This window comes from Leisingera sp. M527, assembly GCF_025141525.1.
GTDB lineage: Bacteria > Pseudomonadota > Alphaproteobacteria > Rhodobacterales > Rhodobacteraceae > Leisingera.
Map to the genome: position 1 here is coordinate 3423518 of NZ_CP081037.1, position 18016 is coordinate 3441533.

The following is an 18016-nucleotide window of genomic DNA, read 5'->3' on the forward strand; positions in this document are numbered from 1 at the left end:
CAAGGTGCCAATTCCACAGCATTAAAGCGGCTTTGCTGCCGTGCCACAGGCCGCCCGCGCCAGCCCGCCCAGATGGGAGTGCCGCGCGCAAAGGAATTCCATCAGCCGGGCCGGATACCCCTCCGGCGGCGCCTCCCGCACCGATGCCCGCGCCATGACCGCAGCCCTCCACACTGCCATAGGCGCGGCCTCCGGCATCAGCCCGAAATCCCCAATGGCCTCAAATGTCTCAAAATACCGGAAGATGGTGCCCCAGACGCCATCCACCAGACGGAATGTTTCTCCGGCAAAGAAAGGCCCCTCCACCTCCGGCGCAATCCGCTCAAGCCGGGTGCGCAGATCTCCGGCAGCCGCGGCAAATGCCGCCTCATCCGCGGCACTGTACAGTTTGCCGATGGCCGCCAGCGTCTCGGAGCCGAATGCGATCCAGGCCCGGTGCCGCGCCCGCTCCAGCGGATCAGCGGGATGCAGGCTGCCGGGCGTGGTCTCATCCAGGTATTCGGCAATCACCTGGCTTTCAAACAACACCCGCCCGCCGGTTTCCAGCACCGGAACCCGGCCCAGCGGCGACAGCGATCGGAACCATTCGGGCTTGTCCGCCAGATCGATATAGGTGCGCCGGTGCGGGATAGCTTTTTCACTCAGCACAATCACCGCGCGTTGCACATAGGGGCACAGGTTGTGGCTGATCAGATGCAAGTCAGTCATGGGACCTCCATTTAAATGCAATTGCATGTATGCCAGATGGACGGCCCGCCCTTGCATGTCAATGCATATGCATTTAAATTTCCCGCATGGAAACACCTGACCCGTTCGGCATCTGGCTGCCGCTGGCCCGCGCCCATAAATCCATCCTCGCCACAGTGGAGGCTGCACTGAAACAGGCGGGCCTGCCGGGCCTCGACTGGTACGATCTGCTGTGGGAGCTTGAGTGCGCCGGCGCCGCCGGTCTGCGCCCCTTTGAGCTGCAGGAAAAACTGCTGCTGCCGCAATACGGCGTCTCGCGCCTGGCGGAGCGGCTGGCCAAGGCAGGCCTGCTGCAGCGCCAGACCTGCGACGGCGACGGGCGCGGCCAGACACTAGTGATCACGCCGGACGGCGCCGCCATGCGCGCCCGCATCTGGGCGGTTTACGCCGATGCCATGCAGCAGGCCGTCCTCCCCCATTTCAGCCCGGGCGAAGCACGGCGGCTGGCGGAACTGCTCGGCAAATTCCATCGTCCTGTGCGCAGCTGACAAAAACAGGCGGCATTCCGGCGAAACCCCGCCCTGCCCCCTTGCACAAGAACAAAAACAGACCAAAATCAGCGCCAGCCGCCAACGGAGTCGCCTGATGCCCTATGCCCATTCCGACAAGACCATGCCGATGATGACCCAGCGGGCACCGCAGCAGCGGCCCAAGCTGGAAGGCGGCAAGCGGTTTGTGATGCATACCCCGTTTCAGCCCGCCGGCGACCAGCCCACTGCGATCCGCGAACTGTCCGAGGGCGTTCTGGAGGGCGAGCGCAACCAGGTGCTGCTGGGCGCCACCGGCACCGGCAAGACCTTCACCATGGCCAAGGTGATCGAGGAGACCCAGCGTCCAGCCATCATCCTTGCCCCGAACAAAACCCTCGCCGCGCAATTGTATGGCGAATTCAAAGGCTTCTTCCCGGAAAACTCGGTCGAATACTTCGTCTCCTTCTACGACTACTACCAGCCCGAGGCCTATGTTCCGCGCTCGGACACGTACATCGAGAAGGAAAGCCAGATTAACGAGCAGATCGACCGGATGCGCCACTCCGCCACCCGCGCCCTGCTTGAACGCGACGACGTGATTATCATCGCGTCGGTATCCTGCATCTACGGCATCGGCTCGGTTGAAACCTACTCGGCGATGACCCAGGACCTCAAAGCCGGTGAAATCTACGACCAGCGCCAGATCATGGCGGATCTGGTCGCCCAGCAGTACAAGCGCAACGATCAGGCGTTTCAGCGCGGCTCCTTCCGGGTCCGCGGCGACACGCTGGAAATCTTCCCCGCCCACCTGGAAGACCGCGCGTGGAAGTTGTCGTTCTTTGGCGAGGAACTGGAGCAGATCACCGAATTCGACCCGCTGACCGGCGAAAAGACCGGCAGCTTCGAGCAGATCCGCGTCTATGCGAACTCCCACTATGTGACGCCGAAACCGACGCTGAACCAGGCCGTGATCTCGATCAAGAACGAGTTGAAGATGCGGCTGGAAAACCTGCTCGGCGAGGGCAAGCTGCTGGAGGCCCAGCGGCTGGAACAGCGCTGCAACTTCGATATCGAAATGCTGGAGGCGACCGGCCACTGCAACGGCATCGAGAACTATTCCCGCTATCTGACGGGCCGTGCACCGGGTGAGCCGCCCCCCACCCTGTTTGAATTCATCCCCGACAATGCCATTGTTTTTGCCGACGAAAGCCACGTCTCGGTGCCGCAGATCGGCGGCATGTACAAGGGCGACCACCGGCGCAAGATGACATTGGCCGAACACGGCTTCCGCCTGCCGTCGTGCATGGACAACCGCCCGCTGAAGTTTGAGGAATGGGACGCCATGCGCCCGCAGTCGGTGTTTGTCTCCGCCACGCCGTCCAAATGGGAGCTGGAACAATCCAGCGGCGTCTTTGCCGAACAGGTGATCCGCCCCACCGGCCTTTTGGACCCGCAGGTCGAAATCCGCCCCGTCGATATGCAAGTGGATGATCTGCTGGACGAGGTGCGCCGCGTCACCGCCGATGGGTTCCGCACGCTTGTGACCACGCTGACCAAACGCATGGCCGAGGATCTGACCGAATACCTGCACGAACAGGGCATCAAGGTCCGCTATATGCATTCCGACATCGACACGCTGGAACGCATTGAAATCCTGCGTGATTTGCGCCTTGGTGCCTTTGACGTGCTGATCGGCATCAACCTGCTGCGCGAGGGTCTGGACATCCCCGAATGCGGGCTGGTCGCCATTCTGGACGCCGACAAGGAGGGCTTCCTGCGTTCCGAAACCTCCCTCATCCAGACCATCGGCCGCGCCGCCCGCAACGCCGAGGGCCGCGTCATCATGTACGCCGACCGCATCACCGGATCGATGGAGCGCGCTCTGGGCGAAACCGACCGCCGCCGCGACAAGCAGATCGCCTATAACACCGAGCATGGCATCACCCCTGAAACGGTCAGGAAAAACGTCGAGGACGTTCTGGCCGGGCTTTATGCCGGCGACACCGACATGAACCGCGTCACCGCGCAGATCGACAAGCCGATGCACGGCGCCAATCTGGAGGCGCATCTGAACGGGCTGCGCGACCAGATGCGCAAGGCCGCCGAGAACCTCGAATTCGAAGAAGCCGCCCGCCTGCGCGACGAGGTCAAACGGCTGGAGGCGGTGGATCTGGCGATCTCCGACGACCCGCTGGCGCGGCAATCGGCGGTCGAGGCGGCGTCAGAGGCCGCGGTAAAATCGCAGGGGCGGTCAACCGCGGGCAAGGCTGGGACAAGGGCGTATAGGGGTAAGTCTCAGAAGAAATTTTCGTGACAACTAAGTTAATCGACCAAGGAGATTTCAACTCAATGAAAAACGATTATTCCCGAAGCATTGCAATGCTTTGTCCAACTTGCGGGTCCGACGAATTCTCTTTTGACAATGACCTAACCGAAACTGAGCGTACGTATGAATGCACGTCCTGCGGGATGGAGTTTACGCACGAAGATATCATGGATCAAAATCAAGACACGATTTCGCGTGCCGTCGAGGGCATGAAGAAAGAAATAGTTGCGGACATTCGAAAGGACTTTAAGAAAATTTTCAAATAGGTAAACCCATGGAAGTTTCCGAATTTGTTGCAGGTTTAGCTTTCTTTATATCGCTACTTGCATACATTGAAACGAAAAGAGCCAACAGGTCTCAAAGTCGGCTTACTGACAGAGAGGTCGAACTCGTTCGTATTCAAATACAAACTGCACAAAATGAAGCAAAAAGGGAAAAAACCGCAGCAGTGTCTGCGCGTCTGAACAAAGTTGATAAATCCTCCTGGAAGCTGCGCGTCTTCAATACTGGCCCTGCCCCTGCCTTAAACATCCGACTTGTACTGGATGAGCAAAACAGCATCATTCAGGAAAATTCAGCCAGCCGGAAATTTCCGATGTCCAAATTGGAGAAGGGGCAGAGTGTTGAATTAGCCGCATTTGTTCACATGCAATCTAACCCAAAAGAGTGGCTTAGAATTCGCTGGGATGATCCTTCCGGCAAGGATCGTGAGAACCGCATTGAAATAACTATCTAGTTGCAGTGTGCCATTTATACAAAAAACCAGCATCCCGTCCAGAGGAAGGGCGTTCGCGCCCGCCGTCACGCCAAAGGCGTGCCACGCACGCCGCCGCGCGCGCCCTTGCCCGACCTGCCCTTTAGGCGCAGGCTGGCAGACACCACAAACCCGCGTGCGCCCCGGCTTACCACGTGCTTTAGCCACAACGAAAAAGGGCGGCCAATTGGCCGCCCCGTTCGTGTAAATCACCGCACAAACTTCTTGTGCTTCAGGCGCTTGGGCTCCAGCGCGTCGGCTCCCAGACGGCGCTTCTTGTCTTCCTCGTAGTCCTCGAAATTGCCTTCGAACCACTCCACATGCGCGTCGCCTTCAAAGGCCAGCATATGGGTGCAGATCCGGTCGAGGAAGAAACGGTCGTGTGAGATCACCACAGCGCAGCCGGCGAAATCGACCAATGCGTCTTCCAGTGCCCGCAGGGTTTCCACGTCCAGGTCGTTGGTCGGCTCGTCAAGCAGCAGCACGTTGCCGCCCTCTTTCAGCAGCCGCGCCATATGGACCCGGTTGCGTTCACCGCCCGACAGCAGGTTCAGCGGTTTCTGCTGATCGCCGCCTTTGAAATTGAACGAGGAGCAATAGGCGCGGGAATTGACCTGCGCATCGCCCAGTTCGATGATTTCAGAGCCGCCGGAAATCGCTTCCCAGACGGTTTCATTGTCTTTCAGGTCATCGCGCGACTGATCGACATAAGACAGCTTCACGGTGTCGCCATAGGTGACGGTGCCCGCGTCGGGCTGCTCCTGGCCGGTCAGCATGCGGAACAGGGTGGATTTACCGGCGCCGTTAGGGCCGATCACGCCGACAATGCCGCCGGGGGGCAGATCAAAGGACAGCCCCTCAACCAGCTGCTTGTCACCATAGTGTTTGGAGATGCCTTCAACCTCGATCACCTTGGATCCCAGACGCGGGCCGTTGGGGATGACGATCTGGGCGCGGGTCAGTTTCTCGCGCTCGGATTGGCTGGCCAGATCATTATAGGCGTTGATCCGGGCCTTGGATTTGGCCTGCCGCGCCTTGGCACCTTGACGCATCCATTCCAACTCGCGTTCCAGCGTCTTCTGCTTGGATTTGTCTTCGCGCGCTTCCTGCTCCAGACGCTTGGCCTTTTGCTCCAGCCAGGCAGAGTAGTTGCCTTCGTAGGGGATGCCCTTGCCGCGATCCAGTTCAAGGATCCAGCTGGTGATATCGTCCAGGAAATAGCGGTCGTGAGTGACGCAGAGGATGGTGCCCTTGTAGTCAATCAGGTGCTGCTGCAGCCAGGCGATGGTTTCGGCATCAAGGTGGTTGGTCGGTTCGTCAAGCAGCAGCATTTCCGGCGCTTCCAGCAGCAGCTTGCACAGGGCTACACGGCGGCGTTCACCGCCCGAAAGGTTGGCAATCTCGGCATCATCCGGCGGGCAGCGCAGCGCCTCCATCGAGATGTCGATCTGGCTGTCCAGATCCCAGAGGTTTTCCGCATCAATGCTGTCTTGCAGCGCGGTCATCTCTTCCATCAGCTCGTCGGTGTAGTTCTCGGCCATTTCGACCGCGATCTGGTTGAAACGGTCGACCTTGTCCTTCTTGGCCTTGACGCCCAGCATGACGTTTTCACGCACAGTCAGGCTCTCGTCCAGCTTCGGCTCCTGCGGCAGATAGCCGACTTTGGCGCCCTCAGCCGCCCAGGCCTCGCCGGTGAAATCGGTATCAAGACCGGCCATGATTTTCATCAGGGTGGATTTACCGGCGCCATTGACGCCGACCACACCGATTTTCACGCCGGGCAGGAAGGACAGGTGAATGTTTTCAAAGCATTTCTTGCCACCGGGGTAGGTCTTGGAGACACCCTGCATGTGGTAGACGTACTGATAGGCGGCCATGTGACTGCTCCATGATGGGGGAATTCTAGCTGGCTGGTGTGATAACGGATGGGCGGCGGCGGGGCAATGCGGGATGCAGGCGGTGCGTACTCCGCCTGCTGAACCGGAGGCGGCGGCTGCCCTCTTGCCCGACTCACCCCTCCTGCCCCACACTGGCGGGCACCGGAAACTTCGGGGCGCCCCGGCTTGCCGCTGGCTGCGCCCAGACCTGATGATGCCGCCCTTTCCAGGATCGCAAACCCACCGGCGGCATCCCAGACCTGCGCCACAGCGGCCGGGGGGCCTTTCCTAACACAGGAGGACCCTTTGATGATCGCCTCACGCCTGAAACATCATCTGGAGGCACAAGGCCTGCCATTCGGCACGGTCCGCCATCCCTATACCGCCACGTCCGCCGAATGCGCCGAAAGCGCCCATGTGCCGGGGGACCATCTGGCAAAATCGGTGCTTATCCACATGGAGGAAGGCCCGGTTCTTGCCGTGGTGCCTTCCAATCAGACGGTTGATCTGCACGCGCTGCAATCGATGATGGACCGCCGCCTTGGCCTGGCGCCGGAATATGAGCTGAACCAGGTCTTTGACGATTGCGACCCTGGCGCTGCCCCCTGCGTGGGCCAGGCCTATCATGTGCCGACGATCATTGACGACAGCCTCAGCGGCCTGGACAAAGTCTGGTTCGAGGCCGGCGACCACAAGACATTGGTGGAAATGAAGGGGGATGATTTCGACACTCTGATGAAGGATGCCAAACACGGATCTTTCTGCATCGTGCATTAGCGCCTTCGACAATGGCTTGCCGCCCCCGCGTCACCGGGGCGGCGCCTGATGCGGGTCAGAAATCGAACAGATCTTCCAGGAAGTTCTTCTTTTTCTTCTTGTAAGGCTTCTTGCCGTAGCGCGGATCATAATCGCCGCCCCGCTCGTCATAGCGCTGCTGCTGCGGTGAGGCCTGCACTGGCTGTGCCGATCGCTCGATGATCTTGTCCAATTCGCCCCGGTCCAGCCACACGCCGCGGCATTTCGGGCAATAATCAATTTCCACCCCGGCGCGGTCGCTCATGACCAGCTGGGTTCCGTCAATCGGGCACTGCATCTGCGTCTCCTTGCACAACTCCAGCGACTCAGGTGGGCAGCGCCGCAGCCCGGCACAAGACAACAGTGCCGTAAATTCGCGATATTTGCAGAATTCCGCCCATTCACACGGGGCTGACCCGTGGTAAGCTGGCCAAAAATCACAGCAAAAACCGCGGAGGCACACTTGAGCAGCAAAACCATTCAGGCCGGAGTCCTGACCCTGATCCTCGCCAGTACACCCGCCTTTGGCGGCGAAGGCGGCGGCGGCGGCAGCCGGGACAGCGGCGCAAGCAGCGGCGGCGGCGGCCAGCGCAGCGGGCTGAGCTCGCGGGCGACAAAAACCGTTGTCACGACGCTGACGCGCGGTTTTGACCGCTGCGGGACATTGCCCAAGGTCTACAAATACGACTGCTACCGCCACACCTATAAACTGGCGGTTCAGCAGCTGGGCGGCAACCATGCCTATGCCGAAGCAACCAAAGCGCTGGTCCTGGTGCAGGACACGCTGACCCAGGCGGTCAACAGCAATCTGGACCCGGCGCAAAAGCCCAAGCGCAAGGGGTTGAATCTGTACCGTGCGGTAAAACCGGCTGCCGTGCCGCAGATCAAGCGGCAGACCGAACGGGCGATGCAGCAAGCCGAAACCATCCTGCTGCGCTCGCCTGCGGACAAGCAGGTGCATTACGCCCGCATCGCCGAAGCGGTGAATTCCAACAAGGTTCTGCTGCGCTCAGCAATGCTGCCGGGGGCGGCGATCCGGCTGGCCTGGAGGCTGCTTAAGGCGGCAGTGCCGGCCTGACCGGGGCAGTGTCAGCGCACCACATGCACCGCGCAAGCGGCGTGGCGCACCACATGGCCGGAGGTCGACCCCCACAACAGATCCTGCATTGACGGGCGGTGCGATGCAAGAATGATCAGGTCCGGCTGGTTCTGCTCTGCCCAGTCCAGAATGGTGCGGCCGGAATGGCCCTCAACCAGTTCTCCGCGGGCATTGGGCAGGGTCTTGGCCAGCCCGTCCAGTTCTGCCTGCAGCGCAGTACGAGTGCCGTCCATGAAATCTGCCGGAATGTAGGAAATCGCATAGGCCGGAACCTGTTCGATCACATGCAGCAGCGTCACGTTGGCCCCCGGGGCGGACAGCAGCCGCGCCACTTTCAGCGGCCCGGTCACATCCCGCTCCGGGTCAAATGAAATCGGCACCAGGACATTGTGATACATAGCAAACCTCCATCGGTTGATGTTCCCGTCAATGATAGCCCTGCCGGTGGCATCCCGCCATGACCGGGGTCAAGGCAGGCGCCGTTTTGGGTGGAACTGGAAGACGCTAGGTGCCGAACACCTCGGCCACGTCATACATCACCGGCTCAAAACTGCGGCACAGTTCATTGATCTTGCGGTTGCGCTCGCGCATTTCGGGACTGCGAAGCATTGCCATGAAATCCTCGCGGCGGCGCCATTGCGAGTAATTGGCGATACGGGTCTGTGCGTCGTTCACATGCAGACCGGCCGCAACAAAGCCCGGCTGTTTCGAGATGAAGTCCGCATAGGCGTCCTGCAGCGCCTCCAAAAGGTCCTGACAGGTCCCAGGCGTCATCTCAAATGTGGTGATAACGGTTTGGATATCAGCGGTTTTTGCTATTTTCGGCATTGGCCCCTCCGTTGAATTCCCCCAGCCTACGCCCGTTCGCGCATGAAGCGCACCACCTTTTTTGAGACGGCAATCATTTCGTGTAAAGTAAAGATTTAATACAACCTTAACCATAAGTCGAAACTCTTACCGCAGTGTTCTGAGGGTTTTGGGATGAAACCTGTCTGTGCCGTTTGTCTTGCAATGACGCTGGCCCAACCGGTGGCTGGCGGTGCATGGCTGGAGAAGCCAGGCAGGGGATTTGCGTCTGCCAGCGCCACCTACCGGAAAACCGGGAATGAAGGCGCCCAAGAGCTGAGCTATTATGGCGCATTTGGCGTTACCTCCAAGCTCACCCTTGGTATTGACCTGAACCAAAGCTCGGCTGGCTCAGGCCACGCGCTGATGTTTGCCCGATTGCCGCTGCGCGCCGGCCCCCGCTTCCGGCTAGCGGTTGAGACAGGGGTCGGCGGCAATCATTACCGGGGTCTTTGGCAAATGATGCAAAAGACAACCCTGTCTTACGGGCGCAGTTTCGAGACCGGCCAAAGCACCGGCTGGCTGGCGGTCGATGCCGCATACGAGCTGCGCAACAGCGGATTTGATGCGGCCTGGAAACTGGACACCACCATCGGTCTGAACCGGCCCGGAAAAGCCGCACCAATGCTGCAGGTCCAGACATCCAAGCCGGGCGGCGGCCGGTTTTCCTATGCGCTGACCCCAGCCCTGCGCTACCCGCTGGATGGCAGCCGCGAGCTGATCCTGGGACTGGAATACCGCAACACAGGCCGGCGCAGCCTTGGTCTGGAGCTGGGGGTGTGGCAAAAGTTCTGAAGCCTTTCACGGAAGCCAGAGAAACAAATGCCCGACCCGGTCCGCCCCGCAGATGACGATGCCCGCGCCATGGGCCAAAGCCTGATGGCAAGCGCCCGCTTTGCCGCCCTTGGCGTGCTGCTGAACGATGGCAGCCCGCTGGTCACACGGGTGGCTTTCGGAGTGGATCCGCAAGGGGGTCCTGTCAGCCTGATCTCCGGCCTGGCGCTGCACACGGCTGCGCTGCGACAGCGGCCGGCCTGCTCGCTGCTGGTGGGCGAGCCGGGGGACAAAGGCGATCCGCTTGCCCATCCGCGGCTGAGCCTGATGTGCCAAGCGTGTTTTGTCAGCCACCAGGACCCGCAGCATGAGGTACTGGCCGCGCATTACCTGCGCCGCCAGCCCAAGGCCAAACTGTATCTGCAACTGGCTGATTTCACCTTTGTGCGGCTTGCCGTGACGGGGGCGCATCTGAATGGCGGCTTTGGCAAGGCCTTCCGCCTTGCCAAAGCCGATCTGCAGCCGCCTGGCAGCACTGGCTAGCTGTCCATCCGCATGATCACCTGAACCTCGCCCTTGACCGCTTCGCCCCAGCGCAGCCGGATCTCGTCGTTGTCCGGCCCTTGCTCCGCTTCGGTATACGGCACAATGTAGCGGGTGCTGTTGCCGCCGCTCTTAAGCGCGCCCAGCGGCACCACGCTGTCGACATAGCGGGCAAATCCCTGGAACGGCAGCAGCCCTTCGGCCCGCACCGGCCAGGAGGTTGAGGCCGAGGATTGATCATGCCGCACCCGCAGCGGATTGGCGGTTTGGGCGGTAACATTGTGATACATGTTGCCGCTGAAATCGACGTTTTTAGACCGGCTGAAATCCAGATCCGAAAAACTGGTATCCACGCGCTCCGCCCGGTCAATGCTGCCCTGAAGCGAGCGGAATTTATTGCCGGTGACAGACAGCCCGTTCAGAAAATGGCCGCTGCCGTAGGGTTTGACGACGATGTAGCTGAACCACGGCGCGACATCGCCGGACAGGAACACATTGGCACTCACTGACAAGGCGCTGAACGAAAACCCGCCGGTGAAATCAGGTGTTGCGTCCCGCTCGTTGGTCCATTCGATAAAGCAATTGTCGATGTAGTTGTCCGACACGGTTGAGGTGCAGTTGTTGGAGGCCAGCACCAGACCTGCTGTGCGCACGCCGTTGGCGATGCTGTCGCCCTGAAAGAAGTGATTTCCGGTTACCGTATTGTTGCCGCCCGCCAGCAGCGCGAAATGGCGGAACCTTGTGGCCCGGTTGCTGCGCAGCTTGGCGTCGTTGGAATTAACGTTAAGGCCGATGCTGACCCGGTCTGGAACGTCCAGCGGGTCCTCAGCTGACAGGAACTGGCAATTGTCGACCAGAATACCCTGGCAGCCGGTTCCGGCCGACGTAATGCCTCGGTCTTTAGGGCGTGAAAAGAAACAGCTGTCGAACGAATTCACCGACCCGGCCGGCGCCAGCCGCACTGCGCTGCAGCGGGAATTGCACTGGAATTCGATGCCTTCCATGCCAAACTTGCTGAGCGAACTGAAGCCGCTGAAATCCACCAGGTATTTGAAGTCGCGGAAGGTGAACGTCTGGGTGCCTTCGGCATCATAAAGCGCTGCGCTGAGGGTTAGCTCTCCGGCGCCGGTGTTTTTGGATTTCACATAGATCTCGCGGCCCACTCCGGCGCCTTCGACCAGCGAGCCAACCGCGATATTCGCGATGTTCGCAACATTGGTCAGCTTCTTGGAGTCCGAGGCACTGTAGGTTGCCAGCGAGGTCACCGTACCGGTGTCCCAGGCCGCATTGCTGGCGGCCTCCAATTGGCCGTTGCGGATCACCCGGCGGGTCGCATAAGAGCTTTTGTTCGGGACTGCCGCTTGCATGTCGATCGGCCCGGTGACGGTGATCTTGCGGCCCTTCAGATCCAGGGATTCGTGATCTGCGTTGTTGATCAGCGCCTGAAACGCCTTTTTGAACCCCAGCTCCTCATTGCCGAATGCCGCCGCATATGCGGGGAAATCGAAATTCTTTGTCAGCAACAGCATCTGACTGTCCGGCATGGAAACGGTGCCTTCGAACACGGCCTGGTGGTTCAGCGAAACGGTGCTGCTCAGGCGGAAATCCCCTGCGGGCACCAGGATGCGCCGCCCGTCTGCTGCCGCGTCCGCCGCTTCAAAGGCCGCCGTGCAATCAAAGCTGCCATTGCCCACCGCGCCATAATCGGTGACGTCCACCAAGCTTAGCATATCCCGCACAAAGGCGCTGGTGATGTCGGTGATCTCGATGTCGTCGATCCGCACCACGCCGCCGTTGGCGCCAGTCAGGTCGAGGCCGAAATGGCCGTAGGCCGCACTGCGCCCCCAGGGCATGTCCACGCCGCCGCGGCTGCCGCTGCCGACAATGCCGGTGACCTCCGCCACCTGGCCATAGGCGATCAACGAGACCTGCGGCGCAGCCTCAGTCACGCCGCCGATATGGCTGCCGCCGCTGGCACCGGCCCAGCCTGCAACGCGGACCGCAGGCAGCGCGCCGCTCACTGCTTTGACACGGATCTTGATCTGCAGATAGCAGCCCGGTTGCAGCGGCGTCTGCCCCATGAAGCGCAGCTTCTGGGTGTTCTCAGTCTTCTGCATCTCCAGGCAGCCGCCGAAATCAGCGTCCGCCGCCACAAAGACTGCATTGGCGGCGCCGTCATAGGTGTCTGATCCGGGGGTGCCGTCGCCGCTGGACCAGACGTCCAGACCACCCGCAAATGCGGGCGGCATCAGCTGCAAACCTTCGGTGATTGCCTTGTTCATGAGAATTCCTTTTCCTGCTGAGCATGTCGCGTTCAGGGAAAAGGATTTACAGATGCCGCGTTAAATTCCGCCCAGCGGTGCGTGCGCAGGCCTGGGCTCAGGCGCCTTCAGCGTGCCCGTTCAATAACTGTACCGCGTTGATTTTCCAACCACTTTCAAGATTAACCATTTGGTAATCCAAAAGGTGCACGCGGCCCTTTGTGTCAGTGATCATCACCCGCTGCCAATGGCTGCCTGCCACCTCGCGTAAGTCCAGATAGCGCACTTCGGCAGGCCGCCAGACCATCGGGTAGCCCTGGCGCACCATCTCGGCAAAGTGGTCCGGAGAGCCGAAAATGCGCCGGATCAACGGCGAAGCGTAGGAGAAAGCGGTTTCGGTATCATTGTTCAGGAAGGCAGAAATCTGAGAGCCGATCACAGCTGTGACCGGCTCCCTTTGAGCTATTGCCGGGAAGGCCAGAAGAAAAACACTTACCCCCGCAAACAGAACACTGCGCATCTGTCCCTCCCGGTCCGTTTGACTCCAGTTAGGGCAATGTGACGTGACGTCAAAAAGTTTTTTGATGGAGCTGACGCACAGGGCGGAACAAGGCCGCAGGCCGCCGCGCATGGCTGAAAAAGAATAGGGCGCGGAAACCCGCGCCCTTGCTGATCGCTACTGCGCGAAAGCTTACGCCAGCTCGCCCGCCAGCGCCTGCTTGATCAGCGCGATGGTGTCCGCGACGCCGTAAAGCGCGATAAAGCCGCCGAAACGGGGGCCTTGGGAGGCACCCAGCAGCACCTCGTAGATCGCCGAGAACCAAGCGCGCAGCGGCTCGAAGCCGTGGATCTTGCCGATAGCAAAGACCACGGACTGCAGGAATTCTTCGTCCGTGAAATCGGCTTCGGGCAGCGGGTCGTCATTGCCGGCCAGCTCGTTCTTTTTGGCAATCGCCGCCAGCGCCGCCTCGGGCGATTTCAGCGCGTCTGCCAGATCCTGCAGCGCTGCGCGCTCCTGTTCAGTGGGCAGGCGGAACACTTTGGACGGTTTCACAAAGTCGTTGAAATAGGCCACGGCAAAACCCGCCGCCTGATCCATCGCCGGGTTGCTTTCCGGGGTCGCGTCAGGCGCGTATTTGTTGATGAAGCCCCACATGGTGGCCTTGTCCTCGGCGCTGGAGGCCGAAGCGAGGTTCAGCAGCATCGAGAACGGCACCACCATATCCGACTGCGGCACGTCACCGCCGTGGATATGCCAGACCGGGTTGTTCAGCTGGCCCTTCAGGTCCTGGGTGTGATAGGCGCGCAGCTGCTGGTGGTATTCGTCCACCGCCTTGGGGATCACGTCGAAGTGCATCCGCTTGGCGGTTTTCGGCTTCAGATACATGAAGTACGCTAGGCTTTCAGTCGAGGCATAGGTCAGCCACTCATCAATCGAAATGCCGTTGCCGGACGTCTTGGAAATCTTCTGGCCGTTGGCATCCAGGAACAATTCATATGTGAAATGCTCCGGTGCGCGGTGGCCCAGCACCCGGCAGATGCCATCATAGATCGGCGTATTGGTGGAATGGTCCTTGCCGTACATCTCAAAATCGACTTCCAGCGCGGCCCAGCGGGCGCCGAAATCGGGCTTCCACTGCAGCTTCACGTTGCCGCCGGTCACTGGCAGGGTCCATTCCTTGCCGTCTTCGTCGTCAAAGGTGACGGTGTAGGTCTCGGCGCAGACCTTTTTCATCGGCACGTACAGGACGCGGCCGGTTTCCGGGTGGATCGGGAGGAAGATCGAGTAGGTCTGGCGGCGCTCCTCGCGCAGGGACTTCAGCATGATCGCCATCACGTCATCGTATTTATCGACAGCACGTTTCAGCACCTCGTCGAACTGGCCGGATTTGTAGAATTCCTGCGCCGAATAAAACTCATACTCGAACCCGAAGGTATCGAGGAAGCGGCGCAGCATGGCGTTGTTGTGGTGGCCGAAACTCTCGTGGGTGCCGAAGGGATCCGGCACCGAGGTCAGCGGCTTTTGCAGATGCTCTTGCAGACTGTCAGCATTGGGCACATTGCCCGGCACCTTGCGCATCCCGTCCAGATCATCAGAGAAGCAGATCAGCTTGGCCGGGATATCCGAGATCAGTTCAAACGCGGTCTTGATCATGGTGGTGCGGGCGACCTCGCCGAAGGTGCCGATATGCGGCAGGCCCGAGGGGCCATAGCCGGTCTCGAACAGAACATAGCCCTTTTCCGGCGCGCCCTTGGCGTAACGTTTGAGAACCCGGCGGGCCTCTTCAAACGGCCAGGCTTTGCTCTTGAGAGCTTCTTCGCGCACATCAGACATTTGTGTTCTCCATCGGCGGCGTCGTTTCCGGTTTTCCAGGGGCCGCAAGATCAGTGCGGATGCCCCATGCATCCAGCCCTTTCCTCTATTGTGCTGATGCAGCATGAGTCAATAATCACTGGCCCGCCGAGACTGTCTTTTACCGCAGCGGAGAGGATAAAACACCGCGCAGCCACAGCCTGTTGTTGAACCTCGCCGCCGGCATACCTATCGTGGCCGGATCAATATTGCGCAAAGAAGGATTCCGTCCATGAGTGAGCAAACCCCGCACCCGATGTCCCCGCAGGACTGTCTGGTGGCGCTGATGGTGGCGGTTTCTGCCTCGGACGAGAACATCCGCACCGCCGAGCTGGTAAAGATCCAGTCCGCGGTCAACATGCTGCCGGTGTTCGCCGACTACGACATTGACCGGGTGACACGGGTTTCGCAGACGGTTCTGGACCTGTTTGAACAGGAAGACGGTCTGGCGGCGCTGTTCGGCCTCATTCGCGGCGATCTGCCGGAGCGGCTGTTTGAAACCGCTTATGCGCTGTCCTGCGATGTAGCGGCTGCGGACGGGATCCTGGGCGAGACCGAACTCGAGTTCCTGGCGGAGGTCCGCTATGAGCTGAACATCGACCGGCTGCATGCCGCGGCCATCGAACGCGGCGCACGGGCGCGGCACATGGTCTGAACGGTGGAAGGGGGCGCTGCCCCCGGCCTTGCGGCCTCCCCCGGGATATTTTCAGCAAGAAGAAGATCCCGGGGGAGGCCAGCCTGGCAGAAATTTCTGCCACTTTGCGGTTTTCCGGACTTTCCGCCTGGCTGCGCAGGGTCCTGCGGTATCAGCCCGTCCGTCTGGCCGCCGCGATCAAAGTGCCCAAGCTTTGCTTTTGCTGCCCTTGGGCACCGAAGTTTGCTGGATCAAGCCACGTCCGATAGGCGGATTCAAGCATGGGCCATTCGCCATCCAGCACTGAATACCATGCGGTATCGCGGTTGCGGCCCTTATAGACAATGGCCTGGCGGAACAGACCATCATAGGTGAAACCGAAACGCTCTGCCGCGCGGCAGGACGGCGCATTCAGGGCGTCGCATTTCCATTCATAGCGGCGGTATCCCAGATCGTTGAACACCCGTGCCATCATCAGACACATCGCCTCGGTCGCCGCCCGCGTCCGCTGCAGCGCCGGGGCAAAAGTGATGCCGCCAACCTCGATCACGCCATGGGCAGGCTGAATGCGCATATAGCTGGCAATACCTTCGGCCTTGCCGCTGTCCCCGTTGATGACCGCGAAATAGGGCTGCGCATCCACCCCGCTGGCCGCTTGCACCCAGGCATGCAGGCATTCCGGCGTCTCAAAGGGGCCATAGGGCACATAGGTCCAGATCGCATCGGTCTGATCCAGCCGGAAGGCCGCGAACAGATCGGCGGCGTGGCGGTCCGCATTCAGCGGCTCAACCCGGCAGTATTGCCCCGCCATGCCGGTGTGGCCGGGGTGGCGGGCGCCGCGCCAGTCCGGCAGCGGCGCGCCGATGGGCTGGCCATGTTCGTTGAAGTGTCTGATCATGGCGGCATCCTTTTCTAAGCAGTTCCGCGGCGGCTTGCACCACCGCCCTGCGCAGGTTTGGCATGCCCCCGGACCGGAAAAAACGTCCAGATATTGGCAATATGCCCAGACCAATCCCGCCTGTCCCGGGCCCGGGTCAGCTGCCGTAGACCGCGCCCCATCGTTCGATCAGTTGCTGTTGCAGCTTCTTGGCGCGGCGGTTCCAGCCGCGCGCGCCATTGGGGCGTTCGCGCTGTGCGCGGGGGATGCGGGCACGCGTTTTCTGATCAGCGGTGAAAATGGCAAAGGCCAGTTCCGTCCCGTCCGCAGCGGTCATGAAACCACCCAGTCCCGAGACAAAGTTCAATGTCCCGGTTTTGGCCGCGACCTTGATCGGGTGTCCCTTGACTATACCGCCCTTGGCATCACGCATCCGGAAAGGTTTCAGAAGCGGTTTGAGCCGGCCTGCCCTGTAGGCTGCAACCAATGCACCGGTCAAATCCTCCGGTGTCATCCGCGACGCCTCGCCAAGGCCGGAATGATCCACCAGCCTGGTGCCGGACATGCCGTATTTTCCGGATGCCCAGAGGTTCATTTCGCCGGCGGAGGCCTTGAGCGAAGCAGGCCGGCTGCCGCGTGCGGCGGTGGCGGACATGCCGATCATCTCGGCCATCAGGTTGTTGGAGTATTTCAGCATCGCCTTGAGCATTACATCCAGCGGCGGGCTGCGATGCCGGGCCAGCAGTTGCGACTGAGGCAAGGATTTGGCGGGTTTTGCCTTGTCCAGCTTGATCCCGTTTGCCCGCGCCAAGGTGCGGAACACATCGCCGGCATAGGCCGCAGGGTTGCGGACCGGCAGCCAGCGCGATCCGCCCTTGCCCAGCGCCTTGCCGGCGACAGTCCAGTGATCGACGCCCCCTTTTTCGGCATAGGTATAGACCGGCCCCGAGCGCGAGGCGATTTTCATCTGCGCATTGACCACTTCGGGACGGTATTTCTCGGTCCTTGCATCCATGGTGATCGCCCAGCCTCCGCCGGACGCGCGTTTCCATTCGAAATGCACCCGGTTGAAGTTCAGCGCGATGCCGGACACGGCGGGGGAATAGCCGACATGGTCGGGCTGGCCCGGGTCGATGGTTTTGACCGCGGGAAGCGCGCCGTCCCAAACCAGGAACCTGCCCCGCACTTCGCGCACGCCGGCGTTTTTCAACGCCTTGGCCAGCAGCGCCAGATGATCGGTATTGAGCATAGGGTCGCCGCCGCCGGCCAGGATCAGATCACCCTTGACGATGCCGCCCGCGACACCGCCGGTCGCCAGTATGCGGGTCTCGAACCGGTGGTCCGCGCCCAGCACATCCAGTGCATACAGCGCGGTAAGCGCCTTGGCGACGCTGGCAGGCGGCAGGGCTTCGGCCTGGCCCGAGGATTCCAGCAGCTTGCCGGTTTTCACATCGGCCACCGCACAGACCGCCTGGCCCGGCAGATTGGCCCGCGCCAATAGCGCCTTGAGCCCGTCCGCTCCGGCCGCGAGAGAGCTGACACGGCGCGCCACGGGCCGCAGCGACACCGCCGGCGCATTGGCCAGCGCTGAGGAGCCCGCCAAAGCGGCAAGCCCGGAAAGGAGGAATGTCCGGCGTGAAGTCATGTTATTCATTTTTAG

The 18016-nt window shown here is 60.9% G+C and carries 19 protein-coding genes; 9 read left to right on the forward strand and 10 right to left on the reverse strand.

Annotated elements, in window-relative coordinates; genetic code table 11:
• Window positions 1-21 precede the first annotated feature (21 nt).
• Window positions 22-708 carry a glutathione S-transferase family protein gene (locus tag K3555_RS16935; RefSeq protein WP_260006359.1) on the reverse strand — a complete coding sequence of 229 codons (687 nt, stop codon included), beginning with the start codon at window positions 706-708 and terminating at the stop codon, window positions 22-24.
• An 86-nt stretch (window positions 709-794) separates the two neighbouring features.
• On the opposite strand from K3555_RS16935, the gene K3555_RS16940 reads away from it, so the two are divergent.
• From K3555_RS16940 to K3555_RS16955, 4 genes are all read left to right on the forward strand, one after another.
• A complete protein-coding gene (locus K3555_RS16940) occupies window positions 795-1235 on the forward strand; it encodes a MarR family winged helix-turn-helix transcriptional regulator (protein ID WP_260006360.1) in 441 nt (146 codons plus the stop codon).
• 97 nt (window positions 1236-1332) lie between these two features.
• Window positions 1333-3531, forward strand: a complete 2199-nt coding sequence (gene uvrB / locus K3555_RS16945; RefSeq protein WP_260006361.1) for an excinuclease ABC subunit UvrB — start codon at window positions 1333-1335, stop codon at window positions 3529-3531.
• Window positions 3532-3566: 35 nt separating this feature from the next.
• A complete protein-coding gene (locus tag K3555_RS16950; protein WP_260006362.1) occupies window positions 3567-3809 on the forward strand; it encodes a hypothetical protein in 243 nt (80 codons plus the stop codon).
• Between the two features lie 8 nt (window positions 3810-3817).
• On the forward strand, window positions 3818-4279 hold the full coding sequence (locus K3555_RS16955; protein ID WP_260006363.1) for a hypothetical protein: 462 nt from the start codon (window positions 3818-3820) through the stop codon (window positions 4277-4279).
• Between the two features lie 227 nt (window positions 4280-4506).
• Here K3555_RS16955 and ettA read toward each other — a convergent pair whose 3' ends face one another.
• The gene (gene ettA, locus K3555_RS16960; RefSeq protein ID WP_260006364.1) at window positions 4507-6174 is read right to left on the reverse strand and encodes an energy-dependent translational throttle protein EttA; all 1668 of its coding nucleotides are present in this window, start codon (window positions 6172-6174) and stop codon (window positions 4507-4509) included.
• A gap of 309 nt (window positions 6175-6483) precedes the next feature.
• Here ettA and K3555_RS16965 point away from each other — a divergent pair, with 309 nt between their 5' ends.
• Window positions 6484-6951 carry an aminoacyl-tRNA deacylase gene (locus K3555_RS16965; RefSeq protein ID WP_259987475.1) on the forward strand — a complete coding sequence of 156 codons (468 nt, stop codon included), beginning with the start codon at window positions 6484-6486 and terminating at the stop codon, window positions 6949-6951.
• A 55-nt stretch (window positions 6952-7006) separates the two neighbouring features.
• On the opposite strand, the gene K3555_RS16970 is transcribed toward K3555_RS16965, so the two are convergent.
• Window positions 7007-7267 carry a zf-TFIIB domain-containing protein gene (locus K3555_RS16970; protein WP_260006365.1) on the reverse strand — a complete coding sequence of 87 codons (261 nt, stop codon included), beginning with the start codon at window positions 7265-7267 and terminating at the stop codon, window positions 7007-7009.
• 165 nt (window positions 7268-7432) lie between these two features.
• Between K3555_RS16970 and K3555_RS16975 the strand changes: the two genes are divergently transcribed.
• Entirely contained in the window at window positions 7433-8047 is a 615-nt protein-coding gene (locus K3555_RS16975; RefSeq protein WP_260006366.1) for a hypothetical protein, read from the forward strand.
• An 11-nt stretch (window positions 8048-8058) separates the two neighbouring features.
• Here K3555_RS16975 and K3555_RS16980 read toward each other — a convergent pair whose 3' ends face one another.
• Together K3555_RS16980 and K3555_RS16985 are read right to left on the reverse strand one after the other, a co-directional pair.
• A complete protein-coding gene (locus K3555_RS16980; RefSeq protein ID WP_260006367.1) occupies window positions 8059-8466 on the reverse strand; it encodes a universal stress protein in 408 nt (135 codons plus the stop codon).
• 106 nt (window positions 8467-8572) lie between these two features.
• Window positions 8573-8896, reverse strand: coding sequence for an antibiotic biosynthesis monooxygenase (locus tag K3555_RS16985; RefSeq protein ID WP_129369562.1), 324 nt, complete (start codon window positions 8894-8896; stop codon window positions 8573-8575).
• Window positions 8897-9079: 183 nt separating this feature from the next.
• On the opposite strand from K3555_RS16985, the gene K3555_RS16990 reads away from it, so the two are divergent.
• Both K3555_RS16990 and K3555_RS16995 read left to right on the forward strand, forming a co-directional pair.
• The gene (locus K3555_RS16990) at window positions 9080-9709 is read left to right on the forward strand and encodes a hypothetical protein (protein ID WP_260006368.1); all 630 of its coding nucleotides are present in this window, start codon (window positions 9080-9082) and stop codon (window positions 9707-9709) included.
• A 27-nt stretch (window positions 9710-9736) separates the two neighbouring features.
• The gene (locus K3555_RS16995; protein WP_260006369.1) at window positions 9737-10231 is read left to right on the forward strand and encodes a HugZ family protein; all 495 of its coding nucleotides are present in this window, start codon (window positions 9737-9739) and stop codon (window positions 10229-10231) included.
• Here K3555_RS16995 and K3555_RS17000 read toward each other — a convergent pair.
• The 3 genes from K3555_RS17000 to K3555_RS17010 all read right to left on the reverse strand — a co-directional run bounded on the left by K3555_RS17000 (window position 10228) and on the right by K3555_RS17010 (window position 14827).
• The gene (locus K3555_RS17000; protein ID WP_260006370.1) at window positions 10228-12513 is read right to left on the reverse strand and encodes a glycosyl hydrolase family 28-related protein; all 2286 of its coding nucleotides are present in this window, start codon (window positions 12511-12513) and stop codon (window positions 10228-10230) included. The genes K3555_RS16995 and K3555_RS17000 overlap by 4 nt on opposite strands.
• Window positions 12514-12610: 97 nt before the next feature.
• Window positions 12611-13123: a DUF4864 domain-containing protein gene (locus K3555_RS17005; protein WP_409201663.1), complete on the reverse strand. Its 513-nt coding sequence runs from the start codon at window positions 13121-13123 to the stop codon at window positions 12611-12613.
• Window positions 13124-13183: 60 nt separating this feature from the next.
• Window positions 13184-14827 carry a lysine--tRNA ligase gene (locus tag K3555_RS17010; protein WP_260006371.1) on the reverse strand — a complete coding sequence of 548 codons (1644 nt, stop codon included), beginning with the start codon at window positions 14825-14827 and terminating at the stop codon, window positions 13184-13186.
• Between the two features lie 250 nt (window positions 14828-15077).
• Here K3555_RS17010 and K3555_RS17015 point away from each other — a divergent pair, with 250 nt between their 5' ends.
• On the forward strand, window positions 15078-15500 hold the full coding sequence (locus tag K3555_RS17015) for a tellurite resistance TerB family protein (RefSeq protein WP_027257720.1): 423 nt from the start codon (window positions 15078-15080) through the stop codon (window positions 15498-15500).
• Between the two features lie 151 nt (window positions 15501-15651).
• Here the strand turns inward: K3555_RS17015 and K3555_RS17020 are convergent, their stop codons facing one another.
• Both K3555_RS17020 and dacB read right to left on the reverse strand, forming a co-directional pair.
• The gene (locus tag K3555_RS17020; protein WP_260006372.1) at window positions 15652-16377 is read right to left on the reverse strand and encodes a GNAT family N-acetyltransferase; all 726 of its coding nucleotides are present in this window, start codon (window positions 16375-16377) and stop codon (window positions 15652-15654) included.
• Window positions 16378-16513: 136 nt separating this feature from the next.
• A complete protein-coding gene (gene dacB, locus K3555_RS17025) occupies window positions 16514-18001 on the reverse strand; it encodes a D-alanyl-D-alanine carboxypeptidase/D-alanyl-D-alanine-endopeptidase (protein WP_260006373.1) in 1488 nt (495 codons plus the stop codon).
• Window positions 18002-18016: the final 15 nt, after the last annotated feature.